We start from the raw sequence: 15342 nt of genomic DNA, 5'->3' as shown, positions 1-15342 counted from the left end.
GCTGTGGAGGCGAAAACGAGGAACTTATGAGGAAGGAATTAACCAATAAAAGACCCTATGGTCAGTTGCTGTCCGATATGGTCGCATTACCGCATCCTTTTGCAGGTGTCAGACGATGATGCCAGTGAGTGGTATGCCAAGGAAGCCGTCGGGCAGACATGGAGCGTGAGGACATTGTTGAATTGTAATTTTGCATCGTAAATAAAAAGGAGACAGGAATATGAGAGAACTGAAATGCCCTAATTGTGGCAAGACTTTTACCGTTGATGAGGCTGGATATGCTGCTATCCTCAGCCAAGTGAAGAACAAGGAGTTTGACCGTGAACTCGAGAAAAGGCTCCACGATATGGCCGAGAAACAGAAAGCCCAGCAGGAGGCCGAAGGACTGAAAGCTGAGCAGACTTTCCAGAGTAAGCTTGCGGCAAAGGATGTCAGCCTCGGCAAGAAGGACGCTGAGATAGCCCGGCTGACGGAGCAGCTGAACGGTATGAGCCAGAAGGCTGCCGTGGAATATGGTAAGCAACTGAACTCGAAGGACCAGATTATTGCTGAGCTCAGGGCACAGATAGACAGGAACGACAGCGACAGGAAGGTTGCCATCCTCCAGGAACAGAATCGTGCCAAGGACGAACTGCAACAGAAGGATAACGATATTGCACGGCTCAAGGCTAAGATTGAATCCGACAAGACGGAGGCTCTTATGCGGGCTAACAGTCTGAAGGATAGCTACGAACTGAGATTGAAGCAGGCTCAGGAGCAGGTGGAATATTATAAGGATATGAAGGTCCGCATGACAACAAAGATGATTGGCGAGTCGCTGGAGCAGCATTGCTGGACACTCTACAACACCAATCTGAGGAGTGCTTACCCATCGGCGTCGTTCGAGAAGGACAATGATGCCTCGGAAGGTTCAAAGGGCGACTTTATCTTCCGCGATACGGCGGATGGAATAGAGTACATCTCAATCATGTTCGAGATGAAAAACGAACTTGAAAATGGCGGCAAGAAACACAAGAACGAGGACTTCTTCAAGAAACTTGATGACGACCGCAACAAGAAACACTGTGAGTATGCCGTGCTCGTGTCAATGCTCGAACCGGATAATGAACTCTATAACAACGGAATAGTCGACGTGAGCTACCGCTATCCGAAGATGTATGTCATCCGTCCTCAGTTCTTCATACCCATCATTACGCTGTTGGTCAGTACGTCAAAGAAAAGCGTCGAATATCAGCGTCAACTCCAGATAGCACGCAGCCAAAGTGTAGATGTGACCAATTTCGAGGCAAAATTAGAAACTTTCAAAGGTAAGTTCCTCGGTCATTACCAGATGGCTGCGAAGAAATATCAGGCTGCCATCGACGATATCGATGCCACAATCAAGAAGTTACAGAAGGTGCGCGACGAGCTCGTCAGTTCAGAGAACAACCTGCGCCTCGCCAATAAGGACACCGATGAGCTTACCATCCGCAAGCTCACCTACAAGAATCCGACTATGAAAGCGAAGTTTGAGGAGGCAAGAAAGTCGTCTGGCAATACCGATAATGACGAAGAATAAAACTTACGAATAATTCGTGTTCAATTCGTGATGATTCGTGTTTAAGGAGCAACGATTAATAATGGTTTCGCCTCTTTTTACGCGAATTTCCACGAATTGTGCACGAATTATTTATGAATTGATTCGTGAATTAGGATGGCTCGGGAAAAGGAGTGGAATCCAGTTGTCTATTATTCCTGTATGCTGTCGTAGATTTCCAAACTTTCTTTTAATATTTTATGGTAATCGTTTGCACATATTAAGATTGGGTTGCTATATTAAATAAAGTGAAACATAGACACTTTTCATTTCTTTTTGTTACCTTTGCATGGTAAAACAAGTTGGTAAAAAGAAATGAATATTTTAGAGCTTAGTGAGCAAGAGATTGGCCGCCGCCAAAGTTTACAGGCACTGCGTGATATGGGCATCAACCCGTATCCAGCCGATGAATTCCCCGTCAACGCATGGAGCGATGACATTAAAGCCAAATTCAATGAGGACGAGAAGCGCGAGGTAGTCGTCGCCGGTCGTCTTATGGGCAAGCGAATCATGGGCAAGGCCTCATTTGCCGAGCTTCAGGACAGCAAAGGACGTATTCAACTATATATCAGCCGTGACGATCTGTGCCCCGGCGAGGATAAGGACCTGTACAACAAGGTGTTCAAGAAACTCCTCGACATCGGTGACATTGTCGGTGTGAAGGGCTATGTCTTCCGCACTCAGATGGGCGAAATATCTGTCCACGTCGAGGATATCAAGCTTCTCTCCAAGAGCTTAAAGCCGCTGCCTATCGTCAAATACAAGGACGGAGTGGCCTACGATAAGTTCGACGACCCCGAGCAGCGGGCCCGTCAGCGCTACGTCGACCTCATCGTCAACGATGGCGTGAAGGATACCTTCCTCAAGCGTGCCGTCGTTCTTCGCACTATGCGTAAGTTCTTCGACGACCGCGGCTATACCGAGGTAGAGACTCCTATACTGCAGAATATCCCTGGCGGAGCAAGTGCAAAGCCGTTCATCACGCACTTCAACGCGCTGAACATCGACATGTACATGCGTATCGCCACTGAGCTCTACCTCAAACGCCTTATCGTAGGCGGTTTTGAGGGCGTTTATGAGATTGGCAAGAACTTCCGCAACGAGGGAATGGACCGTTTCCACAACCCGGAATTTACTTGCCTCGAGCTGTATGTGTCGTACAAGGACTACAACTGGATGATGACGTTCACCGAGCAGCTCCTTGAGACTATCTGCACGGCCGTAAACGGAAAACCGGAGGTGGAATATCCTGACGGAAAGGTCATTAGCTTTAAGGCCCCGTTCCGCCGTCTGCCGATTCTCGATGCTATCAAGGAGAAAACCGGTTTCGACCTCGACGGAAAGAGTGAGGACGAGATTCGCGATATCGCCGTGAACAAACTGAAGATGGAAGGCATCGACGAGACCTTCGGTAAGGGTAAGCTCATTGACGAAATCTTCGGCGAATTCTGTGAGGGCACATTCATTCAGCCTACATTCATCACCGACTATCCTGTCGAGATGAGCCCGCTGACAAAAATGCACCGCTCGAAACCGGGACTCACCGAGCGTTTCGAGCTGATGGTCAACGGTAAGGAGCTTGCCAACGCTTACTCGGAGCTCAACGACCCGATAGACCAGGAGCAGCGCTTCGTCGACCAGATGAAGCTCGCCGACAAGGGCGACGACGAGGCAATGATCATCGACCACGACTTCCTGCGCGCCCTTCAGTATGGCATGCCCCCGACATCGGGCATCGGCATTGGCATCGACCGTCTTGTCATGCTCATGACCGCCAAGGAGAATATCCAGGAGATAATGCTCTTCCCGCAGCTCAAGCCGGAGGTGAAGATTCCGCAGAGCAGCATCAAGGAATGGGCTGCCATCGGCGTACCTGAGAACTGGGCTTACGTTCTGCGCAAGGCTGGTTTCAACCTCGTTGCCGACATTCGGGACCAGAAAGCCCAGGGCCTGCAGCAGAAGATTGGCGAGATAAACAAGAAGTACAAGCTCGGCTACGATAAGCCGTCGCTCGACGAGATTGACAGCTGGATAAAGGCTTCGGCCGCTACAGTGGAATAAGCAATACGTAGAAGAATGTTTGACGTTGGTAAGATAGCAGTAATTGGCGGAGGCAGTTGGGCCACGGCGATAGCCAAGATTATCGTCAGCCACACGCATCACATCGGGTGGTACATCCGCCGCGACGACCGAATCGACGATTTCCGTCGCCTCGGCCATAATCCGGCATATCTTACCTCCGTCAGGTTCAATATCGACGAGATAAATTTCTCATCCGATATCAACCGCATCGTTGAGGGTTACGACACGCTCGTCTTCGTGACGCCGTCGCCATACCTGAAGAATCATCTCCGCCGTCTGCGCACCCGCATAAAGGATAAGTTCATCGTTACGGCCATCAAAGGTATCGTTCCTGACGAAAATCTCTGCTGCTCAGAGTATTTCCATCAGGTTTATGACGTGCCGTTGGAAAATCTCGCGTGCATCGGCGGACCGAGTCATGCCGAGGAGGTGGCCATGGAGCGGCTGAGCTATCTCACTGTGGGCTGTTCCGACCACGACAAGGCGAAGGCGTTCACCGAGGTGCTGGCCAATACGTTCATCAAGACCAAGACCTCAACCGATGTCCTTGGCATCGAGTATGCGTCGGTGCTGAAGAATGTCTATGCCATCGCTGCCGGTATATGCTACGGGCTGAACTATGGCGATAACTTCCAGGCCGTACTGATGTCGAACGCGGTGCAGGAGATGGCACGGTTCCTGAAGACCATCCATCCCATTGACCGCAATATCATCGACTCGGTGTACCTCGGCGACCTGCTCGTCACCGGATACTCCAACTTCAGCCGTAACCGTACTTTCGGTACGATGATAGGAAAAGGATACTCCGTGAAATCGGCCCAGATAGAGATGGAGATGATAGCCGAAGGATATTTCGGAACAAAGTGCATGAAGGAGATTAACCGCCGTCTGCACGTCAATATGCCGATACTCGACGCTGTTTACAACATCCTCTACGAACGCATCTCACCTCAGATAGAGATAAAATTACTAACTGATAGTTTTAGATAAAAAAATGAAGAACATTTCATTAGACATTACAAAAGCTGAGCAGTTTCTCAATCCGGGAACTCTCGCAGCGTATGAACCAAAAGTAGTGGCAGCAAGTGCAAGCCTCGAAAACGGCACTTGCCCTGGCAATGACTTCCTCGGATGGCTCCATCTGCCGTCGAGCATCACCCCTGAGTTCCTCGATGAGGTCCAGACCACTGCCAATACCCTGCGCGAGAAGTGCGAGGTTGTGGTCGTCGCCGGTATCGGCGGCTCCTATCTCGGTGCGCGCGCTGTCATCGAGGCCCTCGGCAACAGCTTTGCTTGGCTCATTCAGGATAAGAAGAATCCGATAATCACTTTCGCCGGAAATAATATCGGTGAGGATTATCTGGCTGAGCTCACCGAATATCTGAAAACTAAGAAGTTCGGTGTTATCAATATCTCAAAGTCGGGAACGACCACCGAGACCGCTCTTACATTCCGTCTGCTGAAGAAGCAGTGCGAGGCTCAGCGCGGAAAGGCTGAGGCTAAGGATGTTATCGTAGCTGTCACCGACGCTCATAAGGGTGCCGCACGCGCTGCTGCCGATAAGGAAGGCTACAAGACTTTCGTCATTCCAGACAATGTCGGTGGCCGTTTCTCAGTGCTCACCCCGGTGGGCTTGCTGCCTATCGCTGTAGCCGGATTCGACATCAAGCAGCTCGTCAAGGGTGCTGCCGACATGGAGAAGGCTACCGCAAGCGACGTTCCTTTCAGTGAGAATATCTCAGCACGCTATGCTGCTGTGCGTCAGGCTCTTTACGCTCAGGCCGGAAAGAAGATTGAGATTATCGCCAACTTCCAGCCTAAGCTCCACTACATCGCAGAGTGGTGGAAGCAGCTCTACGGCGAGAGTGAGGGTAAGGACCACAAGGGAATCTTCCCTGCCGGCTGCGATTTCACTACCGACCTGCACTCTATGGGTCAGTGGATTCAGGATGGCGAACGCTCTATCTTTGAGACAGTTATCTCGGTGGAGAAACCTAACCGTGAGCTCGATTTCCCGTACGACGAGGAGAATCTCGACGGACTGAACTTCCTCGCCGGCAAGCGCGTCGATGAGGTGAACAAGATGGCTGAGCTCGGCACCCGTCTGGCACATGTCGACGGTGGCGTTCCAAACATCCGTGTGAGCATGCCGGAGCTCAATGAGTACTATCTCGGACAGCTCATCTACTTCTTCGAGAAGGCTTGCGGCATCTCCGGTAATATCGAGGGCGTCAATGCCTTCAACCAGCCGGGTGTTGAGGCTTACAAGAAGAATATGTTCGCACTGCTCAACAAACCTGGTTATGAGGCTGAGAGCAAGGCTATTCAGGAGCGTCTGGCCAAGGAAAAATAATATTACAACCCGTGTGACGGTGACGTGATGGCACGATGGCTGAAATGACGGCCACCGGCTGTCATGTTGCGTCGACGGAAATACGAATAACTGAAATATCCACAATCGTCCTTCTGCTGACTACATGGGGAGGATTGTGGATATTTGTTTTGATGTTATGGAAAAGAAGAAAACCAATAATTCGCCGTGCAGCAGTGCTTACGGCATAAGTAATATTGCTGACAGGATACCCACCTTTAAGGCCGTTCTCTTCGATATGGACGGAGTGCTATACAACAGCATGCCCAATCATGCCGTGGCATGGGTGCGGGCCATGAAGGATTTTGGCATGCATTTCACTCCTGAGGACAGCTATGCCACAGAGGGCGCGCGCGGTGTTGACACCATCCGCGTGTTCGCAAAAAAACAGCTCGGCAAAGACCTCACGGAGGAGGAAGCACAGAAAATCTACGACGTTAAAACCCGCTACTTCCATGAGCTGCCGGTGGCCCCAATCTTCGATGGTGTCGTCGACCTGATGCGGAAGATAAAGTCAGCAGGCCTACAGATATGTATCGTCACTGGCAGTGGACAGCGTCCTCTCTTCAAGCGCCTTGTCGATGACTTCGGTGAGTTTATCGACGAGGAGCATATTGTGACAGCCTACGACGTGAAACGTGGCAAGCCAAATCCTGATCCTTATCTCATGGGACTGAAAAAGTGTGGCGGTATAAAGCCTGCCGAGGGTGTCGTTGTCGAGAATGCACCATTGGGAGTGCGTGCTGGTGTGGCTGCCGGCTGCTGTACCTTGGCTGTCAACTCTGGACCACTGCCCGACGAGGTCCTGCTTGTCGAGCATCCCGACGCTCTTTTCTCTTCGATTAGGGAGTTGAACGACAGCCTGTAGGCGAAACCAAGAATAAGGTTCTTCCATCAGCCGACATTGTATCGGATAAAACATGGAACGATAAGAGAGTAACGGGATGTAAAAATAATTCACATTGTCTTGTGTTTTTCACTGTCTCTGTACTACGCTGATAATCAACGGGTTGCTAATACATGCCATTTTGCGTTCTAAAACGACCCGTTTTAGGACGCAAAACGGTCCGTTTCGCGAGCTGAAACGGCCTGTTTTGCAAGCCGAAATGGACCGTTTGGGGATGATGTAAATATATTTCAGTGTTGACCAATTGTTGCATTGTCTTTTCCGGGCTGTAAGGATGATACCGAAAGCAGCATACTATTGATTCGTCGCTGCACTCATTGAATCCGCTAAGAGACCTTTAATTTGAGGGATAAATAGAAGGCTATAGGATGCATCCGTCATGGGATTGGGTAGTAAGTTGGCTGTTGGCTATCAGTGTTTTACTGTGAGTAGATCTTCTGCTGAAAAGCTGCGGTCTCGCCGTTGTTATGCCATGTCAGCCCAAACCAAACTGAAGGAGGCATAAACCAAGAAGAAAAAATAGGGCAAAAAATTTGGAGTCGTTTTCAAAACTTATTATCTTTGTAAGCGAGTTCCAGATAAAGAGAGAAACGGGAATAGTTTTGGACGTTCTCGATTTAGTGAAATTTAGAGGTGGAAATCAGTAATCTGTCCTTATCGGTAAGCTTTATGCACGGCAGAGACGATTCGTTGTCGGCTCGTTTGGGCATGTCTGGCATTTACCGTTGGTAGGGAACGATGGAATTTTATGGATTGTAACCAGCTTTATTCTTCGATGTAAGATGAACGCGCGCAGGAAAGTTAAATTTTGGATGTGGAGGCTCTTTCGACGTGCCATGCGCCATAAGCGACCGGCAATCATTGTCGGCGATGTTATGCTCGTGCTCCTGCTTGCCTGGCAGCTGATGCCGGTATCGCAGCGGGAGGTCGACCGCGACAGACTCGACATGAAGATAGAGACTTACTACGAGGTTACCGCCGACGGTCATCCGGTATTCTTCTTTGCCGACATCAACGACACTATGGAGGCCTCGGGAGGGTCGGTGTGTGCCGATACTATCACCACTCATAATATTGATGCTCCCGGTTTCTGGGTCAATAAGATTCCTCTTGTCCCCTCGTGTATGGGACATATCGTTACCTTTGCGCCTCCAAAGCCGAAGAGTATCGTAAAGATGGACAGTGCGCAGCTGCGCCATTTTGTCATTATGCAGATGATTCGCTCCGACAATCGGCTGGCCGGACTGCAGCGAATGCGTAACGAACTGCATTACTATGTGCGCAAACACGATATCGCCGACTATGGCTACGGACAGATAGCCAAGTTCTCGAGCGTCATCGACAAGCAAGTCGACTCGCTTGAGAGAATCGTCGACACCCTGCAGAACATCAGCCCGAAGGCAAGGATAGGCATCCGTTTTGTTACGCGCTATGCGGCACTTAAAACTGCCGACGGCCACGATACCATCAACCGGCGATGCCGTATCGTGGAGGACTATCACGGACAGTTCTGTCTCGTTCGCACGCTGAGCGGTACCACTCCGCTGTTTGTCGCTCCTCGGATGAGCATCACCCGCGGTATGGAGGAACTGCTGAAACTTCCGGCTCCTGACGAAAGGCGGCCGACGAAAACGTCGCACAAGGGCACCGTCGACAAGATGGTCATCGATTCCGTGGGTACGTACGTCGGACAGGTAGCCGCTGATACCGCGCAAAGCGTGAGAAAAAGGGGTAGCGGGGGACTCGTGCCGTCGGGACTCGGAAAGATGTTCTACGACGACGGATCATACTACGAAGGCTACTGGGAACGGGGCTTGCGCAACGGATTCGGCTTTTACGTCTCGCCATCCGACTACTTGCAGGCCGGAACGTGGAAGAATAATGTCTTTAAAGGTGAGCGGCTGACATACAATGCCAACCGTATCTATGGCATAGATTTGTCGAGGCACCAGCATGAGCACGACGGAAAGAAATACGACATCGACTGGAGCCGACTGCGGATAACAAGCCTCGGCAGTGCGGCGAAGGACAATGTCCGTGGAAAAGTCGACTACCCGGTGTCGTTCATTTATATAAAGTCGACTGAAGGGTGCACGGTGCTGAACAGCTATTACTATGCCGATTATGCCATGGCGCGGAGCAAGGGTGTGCGCGTGGGGTCGTACCATTTCTTCTCGACCACCTCGTCGGGCTACGACCAGGCCATGGCCTTCCTGAGGAAGAGCCGTTTCAGCGATGGCGACCTGACCCCGGTCCTCGACGTCGAGCCCACCGATGCCCAAGTGGAGAAGATGGGCGGCAGTGGGGTGCTGCTCAGCAATGTCGCGAGATGGCTCGAAACGGTATATAAACACACCGGACAACGGCCTATATTATATGTAGGACAGACGTTTGCCCATAAGTATCTGCATGATGCCACGGCCATTACGGGCAATTATCTCGTGTGGGTGGCGCGCTACAGCGAGTATATGCCGACACTGAAACTGGCCATGTGGCAACTTGCTCCCGACGGCCGTGTCGACGGCATTCATGGCAATGTCGACATCAATGTGTTCAGCGGCTACCGCCAGGAGTATGACGACTTCCTGCGGAGTCATACAATAAGGAAATAAAACGAATAAGGGCAAGGAGAAATCCCTGCCCTTTTCTTACATCGTTATTTCACCGCTACCGTAGCATTTGTGGTGGTCCTCGTCGTAAACGACGCAGAACTGGCCGGGAGCGACGCCGTGGATATTCTCGTCGGAGTGGATGATGAACTCCGCCGGACGCCCTTCGGCGTTGACGGCCTCTACCGTCGCGCGATGGTATTCGGGTGTGTGGCGAATCTTGAATGTCACGCGGTGGGGCAGACTATTGATGCCCTCGGTGAGGAAATCGAAACCGTGGATGCGGAAGTCTTTCTTGTATGCCGTGGCCGGATCGTAGCCGTGGCTGACATAGAGGATATTGTTCTCGACATCCTTCTTGACGACGAACCACGGGCCTCCGCCGAGACCGAGTCCCTTGCGCTGTCCGATGGTGTGGAACCACAGCCCTTTGTGCTCGCCAATCTTACGGCCAGTCTCAAGTTCAATGATGTCGCCGGGGTTCTCGCCGAGATAACGGCGCACGTACTCGTTGTAGTCGATATTGCCGAGAAAGCATATTCCCTGCGAGTCCTTGCGGCGGGCGTTGATGAGATGCTCGCGGAGGGCAATCTCGCGAACTTCCTCTTTCATGTAGTGGCCAATGGGGAATATGGCCTTCTTCAGCTGCCACTGGTATATCTGGGCGAGAAAGTCGGTCTGGTCCTTCACCGGGTCGGGACTCGTCGTGAGCCATTTCCGTCCGTCAATCCATTCTGTCTGGGCGTAATGACCTGTGGCTATGAGGTCGTAGTCGTGACCGCATTTGGCATCGAAAGCACCGAACTTGATCAGCCGGTTGCACATGACATCGGGATTGGGAGTGAATCCCGCCCGTACCTTTTCCATAGTGTACTTCGTCACCTGGTTCCAGTATTCCTTATGACAGTCGACGACTTCGAGGTGGCAACCGTATTTCCGGGCTACCGATGTGGCCATCTCGAGATCCTCCTCAGAGTTGCAGTCCCATTCCTCCTTTTCCTCGGGACCAATCTTTATGTAGAAACAGTCGGGATGAAGACCACGCTGCGCCAGTTCGTGAACGACGACGGAGCTGTCGACACCACCCGAAAGGAGTACGGCGATACGGGCTTTCGTGAGGTCGTCGCCCTCGGTGACGGGGGCTGGCGATGTGGCGGGAGCATTGCTGCTCATATCCTTATGATTGTATGTATCAGGCATTTATGTTCCTTCCTTTACTTTTGGTTCATTCTCGTTTATTCTTGTCGGCTGCCGAAAAACGGCGATGCGCAGTCTTCAACGGACAGAAACGTCATTTCTTTTCCTCCATTTTCACGCGTCGCGGCAGGTGTTTCAGCTTGTCGAAGCCCATTCCGTAGACACCGCTGACGGCACTCTGGCTGACGAAAGCCTTTGGGTCGATGTCGTTGACAACCTCGAAGATGCCCCTCGATTCCGACCTTCGGGCTATGACGAAGAGCATGCCGACGGGCTTACCGGTATAGAATCCGCGTGCATCGATGACGGTACAGCCGCGGTCGACGTCGGTGTTGATGGCCTGACCAATCTCCTCCCATTTCTCCGAGATGATGAAAAACTGCACCGACGAGCGCACACCGTTGGCCACATAGTCGACGAGATAGCTCATGACGAAGAGCACGATATATCCGTAGATGACCTTCTCCCAGGACCCGAGGACGAGATAGCTCGACGTGATGACGCACAGGTCGCAGGCTAAGATGACGTGTCCTAAGGAGTAGTCGCGGTACTTATGCACCATGGCGGCAATGACGTCGGAGCCGCCGGAGCTCGCTCCAAGCTGCAGGGCTACTCCCATGCCGCCACCCATGAGCACTCCACCCATGACACAGGCTAAGAATGGCTGGTCGGCAAAGATTACATTGCCACCGAACACGTCCTGAAAGAACGATGTGCTGAGGGTGAAAACGATGACGGCCCAGATGGTCCTGATGCAGAAATTCCAGCCAAGGACAACAAGGGCGGCTGAAAGAAGCAGGAAGTTCAGGGCGAAATAAGTGTACTGGACGGGTATGCCCATACCCCACAGAACGACGGAGGCGATACCTGCTACGCCACCGATGGTGATGTGGTGGGGCAGGAGAAAGGCACACCAGCCAAGGGAACCCGCAATCATTGCGAAACTAATGATAATGTAGTCGCGGACAACGCGAAACTTGTTTTTCTTTCTTCGGTTTGACATCATGGTGCAAAGGTAATAAAAGTTTTGGGTTCTTCAGTCGTCATGTTCATAAGATTTTTATTACCTTTGCATTTCAGAACAAAGAGCTAATCATAATAATCCCCAAACCTACTGATTGATATAATCTCGGGGCGAATAACTTATAACATAATATTATGGAACAGATCAAAAACGACAAGCTCGTGCTGACAGTGTCGGAACACGGAGCTGAACTCCAGTCCATTAAGGATGAGAACGGAAAAGAGTACCTTTGGGATGGTGATGAGAAGTATTGGAACCGTCATTCTCCTATTCTCTTCCCGTTAGTATGCGGACTGTGGAAAGACACTTACCGCTGCGAGGGTCACACCTATCATCTTAGCCGTCACGGCTTTGCGCGCGACACCGACTTCCAGCTCATAGCCAAGGGTGCCGACCGCGTTACCTTTGCCCTCACCGAATCGGAGGAGACGCTGAAGGTTTATCCTTATCACTTCAATCTTGCTGTGACCTACCGTCTCGACGGAAATAAGATTCACGTCGTATGGCATGTCGAGAACACCGATGTGCGCCCAATCTATTTCCAGATTGGCGGACACCCCGCATTCCTCGTTCCGGGCGCAAAGAAAGGCGAACATTTGCAGGGCCGTCTGCGCTTCGACAACCCGGCACCGCAGCGTCTCTACGGTAATACGGGCGGATGCATAACGAACGGTCACTTCCCGGTGAAGACCGACAACGGCGTGTGGGCTTTCACAGAGGAGAGCTTCAACGACGATGCCGTTATCTTTGACAAGAGTCAGCTGCACCATGTGGAGATTCTCGGTAACGACGACAAGCCTGTTGTCACCCTCGACTTCAAGACTCCGGCTGTAGGAATATGGAGTCCGGCCGGAAAGCACGCTCCTTTCGTTTGTGTAGAGCCTTGGTACGGTATTCACGACTGGGCCGAATACGACGGCGAGTTTAAGGATAAGTATCTGATGAACAAGCTCCTGCCGGGTGCAAGCTTTATGAGTGAGTATACCATTACGATAAAGTAACGGCTCTGAAATATACTGTTGGCAACGGGGACAGCCCCTGCCTGTCAATCCAAAACCTCCGACCGCGGAATCATTATGTCCGTAGTCGGAGGTTTTCTGTTATTACACATTAATTTAGTAGGGTCATGGAGCAACAAGAGAATACCGGCAACAAGTTGTTAAGATAATTCATATTATTTCATCTTTTGTATCGTCTTTGTATGCCGTTGATTATCAGTGGGTTGCTAATACATGCCTTTTTGCGTTCTAAAACGGTCCGTTTTAGGACGTGAAACGGTCCGTTTCGCAAGCTGAAACGGCCCGTTTGGGAAGCCGAAATGATATGTTTGGGAATGGTGTAAAGATATTTCGAAATTGATTTATTGTTGCGTTGTCCTTTCAGGGCTGTAAGTATGATAGGGAAAGCACTCTGCTATTGATTAATCTCCGCACCCCATAGAATTCACAGCTTTAATGAAAGAGCCGTAATTATAGACCCGGTAAATATATTATATGGATGGAGTATCATTATATTATGGCCTCTATAAACGTATGATAAGCCATTTGTTTTCAATCTTTAAGATTCTTCCGCTTTTCGTGGATAAAGAGAATTAAATTTGTTATCTTTGCATTCGATATGGAAGAAAGGAAAAGAATAGCAATATTTGCCAGCGGAAACGGAACGAACTGTGAGAATATTATACGGTATTTCCAGGCAAAGGGCGATGCCGAAATAGCCTTTGTGCTCAGTAACAAGGCTGATGCTTATGCACTTGTGAGGGCCCGTCGGCTGGGCGTCAAGACCGTTGTCATGGCGCGAAACGTATTCAATGACGAGTTGGCGGTGATGGAGCTGATGAGGCGCGAGCATGTCGGCTTCATCGTCCTTGCAGGATTCCTGTTGCTCGTTCCGCCGTTTCTCATCGATGCCTTCGACCACCGCATGGTGAACATCCATCCTGCTCTCCTGCCCAAATACGGTGGAAAGGGAATGTACGGGCGCCACGTCCATGAGGCTGTGAAGGCCGCAGGAGAGAGCGAGACGGGAATGACCGTCCACTGGGTCACCCGCGAGTATGACTCCGGGGCGATTATTGCGCAATATAAAACGGCAATATCGCCCACTGATACCGTTGACGATATTGCCGCTAAGGAGCATGATCTCGAGATGAAATATTTCCCTGAGGTTATCGACCGTATCATTTCGGGTCTATAATCTCATCTTCACGTTACGGTTCTTTCATTTAAATTTAGACTGACATGGCATGATTGTTGCTCAGTCTCCGCTTTACCGCAGAAATGCTATTTGTAGTAAAGGTCTGATGACCAATGGATAAAGTATCCCCTACCCAAGCTGGATGTAGCTTAGGGCTTATTATATATCCCTCAAAATTAACGACCTCTACAGACTGAGAAGAGAAATAGCATAGGCCAAGCTGTTCTTGGCGTAAGATGCAATGGCTGAGAACTTGACTTTAAAGAGTTCTTTCCTCTTTCTGATGGTCTCTGGCAGGTGCTTTTTGGAGGCTATGGTGTAGATGATATAAACAAGCTTCTGGATCGAGTCCAAGTTTCTGGCCGACTTTGTTTCTTTTCTCTTTGTGCGGTCCTGGCGCATTCTTGCATCCAGCGTCCAATGGAGATTGTTCTCGATTCCCCAGTGCATGCGGCTGATTCGATCCAAAGTCTGTGCCCTTTCTTCCAAACTGGTTATATAGTACCTCGTCTGTTTTTGTTCCGTTCCGCTTTTCTTTTCAATCGTATGCGTGTCTATGGCAATCACAGCCTTGACATTGAGGAATTTTTCAAGCGCCTTGATACCGGATATGTCTGAATATACACGGCATCGGCGTTGGTACAGCCTCCCGTGGGCAAGTTCCCACTCCGTCTTCCATTCGTCGTTAGGATGCAGCGTAGGCACAGCGTCCTCTACCGACCATCTTGCTGCTTTCTGGTTGGCTTTCAGCGCAATAAGATAGTCAGCTCCCTTCCCGACGATGCCTTTGATGATAGAACTTTGGCACGACATGGCATCCGCAGTTATAACGCATCCATTCATGTAGTCAGCCCGCTCTATGATTTTGGGCACAGCCTTTATCTCATTGCTTTTCACCTCACACATTTCAGTGTCAAGCGGCAACCGGTCGGTCACGCTGAAAGCAGTCACAACATCAGGAGAGCGTCCGTCGCCAATTTTCGTACCCAGCATGAACTTGCCGTCAATTGCAATGTGCCGTCTGTTTGCTCCATCATGCTCCGACACGTATTTTCGTGATAATGTCGAAACCAAAGAGGCCAAAGTAATGTCGTCGATTCCACCTTCCATCCTGCAAAGTGTGGGCTCGGACGGACATCCCTTAGCAAGAATGCCGAGGTGGTCTTGCAAGTAGCTCAAATGGATCGTTCCAAAGGCCACAATGTCCTTGCGAGTCTCGCAGCCGCATGCCCTGGCCAAAATAACCAGCAGAAGCATGTCGGACAACTTGTGTTTACAGTTGCCTTTGTTCATCCTACGATAATCTGGTACTGAGTGGATAAAATTTAACAAATCTCGGCTCAGCAAATGCGGTTTTTCAACCGCCAAACTCTTAATCCC

At 50.6% G+C, this 15342-nt stretch carries 12 protein-coding genes; 9 read left to right on the top strand and 3 right to left on the bottom strand.

Features of this window, described 5'->3' with window-relative positions:
• Positions 1–57 precede the first annotated feature (57 nt).
• The 7 genes from LDN30_RS09265 to LDN30_RS09235 all read left to right on the top strand — a co-directional run bounded on the left by LDN30_RS09265 (position 58) and on the right by LDN30_RS09235 (position 9548).
• Entirely contained in the window at positions 58–201 is a 144-nt protein-coding gene (locus LDN30_RS09265; RefSeq protein ID WP_223926365.1) for a DUF1016 N-terminal domain-containing protein, read from the top strand.
• A gap of 19 nt (positions 202–220) precedes the next feature.
• Positions 221–1558, top strand: coding sequence for a DUF2130 domain-containing protein (locus LDN30_RS09260; protein ID WP_223926364.1), 1338 nt, complete (start codon positions 221–223; stop codon positions 1556–1558).
• Positions 1559–1891: 333 nt separating this feature from the next.
• Positions 1892–3637 carry a lysine--tRNA ligase gene (gene lysS, locus LDN30_RS09255; protein WP_223929323.1) on the top strand — a complete coding sequence of 582 codons (1746 nt, stop codon included), beginning with the start codon at positions 1892–1894 and terminating at the stop codon, positions 3635–3637.
• A gap of 15 nt (positions 3638–3652) precedes the next feature.
• Positions 3653–4648, top strand: a complete 996-nt coding sequence (locus LDN30_RS09250) for an NAD(P)H-dependent glycerol-3-phosphate dehydrogenase (protein WP_223926362.1) — start codon at positions 3653–3655, stop codon at positions 4646–4648.
• 4 nt (positions 4649–4652) lie between these two features.
• Positions 4653–6011: a glucose-6-phosphate isomerase gene (locus LDN30_RS09245; protein ID WP_223926361.1), complete on the top strand. Its 1359-nt coding sequence runs from the start codon at positions 4653–4655 to the stop codon at positions 6009–6011.
• Positions 6012–6168: 157 nt separating this feature from the next.
• Positions 6169–6897 carry an inorganic diphosphatase gene (locus LDN30_RS09240; protein WP_223926360.1) on the top strand — a complete coding sequence of 243 codons (729 nt, stop codon included), beginning with the start codon at positions 6169–6171 and terminating at the stop codon, positions 6895–6897.
• A gap of 851 nt (positions 6898–7748) precedes the next feature.
• Positions 7749–9548, top strand: coding sequence for a GH25 family lysozyme (locus LDN30_RS09235; protein WP_223926359.1), 1800 nt, complete (start codon positions 7749–7751; stop codon positions 9546–9548).
• A 36-nt stretch (positions 9549–9584) separates the two neighbouring features.
• On the opposite strand, the gene mnmA is transcribed toward LDN30_RS09235, so the two are convergent.
• Positions 9585–10718 (bottom strand): tRNA 2-thiouridine(34) synthase MnmA, encoded by a 1134-nt coding sequence (gene mnmA / locus LDN30_RS09230; RefSeq protein ID WP_373316528.1) that lies wholly within the window; start codon positions 10716–10718, stop codon positions 9585–9587.
• A gap of 118 nt (positions 10719–10836) precedes the next feature.
• Positions 10837–11745: a YitT family protein gene (locus LDN30_RS09225; protein WP_223926959.1), complete on the bottom strand. Its 909-nt coding sequence runs from the start codon at positions 11743–11745 to the stop codon at positions 10837–10839.
• 155 nt (positions 11746–11900) lie between these two features.
• Here LDN30_RS09225 and LDN30_RS09220 point away from each other — a divergent pair, with 155 nt between their 5' ends.
• Both LDN30_RS09220 and purN read left to right on the top strand, forming a co-directional pair.
• Positions 11901–12767 carry an aldose 1-epimerase family protein gene (locus LDN30_RS09220; protein ID WP_223926357.1) on the top strand — a complete coding sequence of 289 codons (867 nt, stop codon included), beginning with the start codon at positions 11901–11903 and terminating at the stop codon, positions 12765–12767.
• A 616-nt stretch (positions 12768–13383) separates the two neighbouring features.
• Complete coding sequence (gene purN, locus LDN30_RS09215) at positions 13384–13962, top strand: phosphoribosylglycinamide formyltransferase (protein ID WP_223926356.1); 579 nt, start codon at positions 13384–13386, stop codon at positions 13960–13962.
• 186 nt (positions 13963–14148) lie between these two features.
• On the opposite strand, the gene LDN30_RS09210 is transcribed toward purN, so the two are convergent.
• Positions 14149–15294 (bottom strand): ISAs1 family transposase, encoded by a 1146-nt coding sequence (locus LDN30_RS09210; RefSeq protein ID WP_223925317.1) that lies wholly within the window; start codon positions 15292–15294, stop codon positions 14149–14151.
• Positions 15295–15342: the final 48 nt, after the last annotated feature.

This window comes from Prevotella lacticifex (assembly GCF_019973375.1).
GTDB classification, from domain to species: Bacteria; Bacteroidota; Bacteroidia; order Bacteroidales; family Bacteroidaceae; genus Prevotella; species Prevotella lacticifex.
The sequence above is the reverse complement of the archived record's forward strand: the minus strand, read 5'-3'. Positions and strand labels throughout refer to the sequence as shown.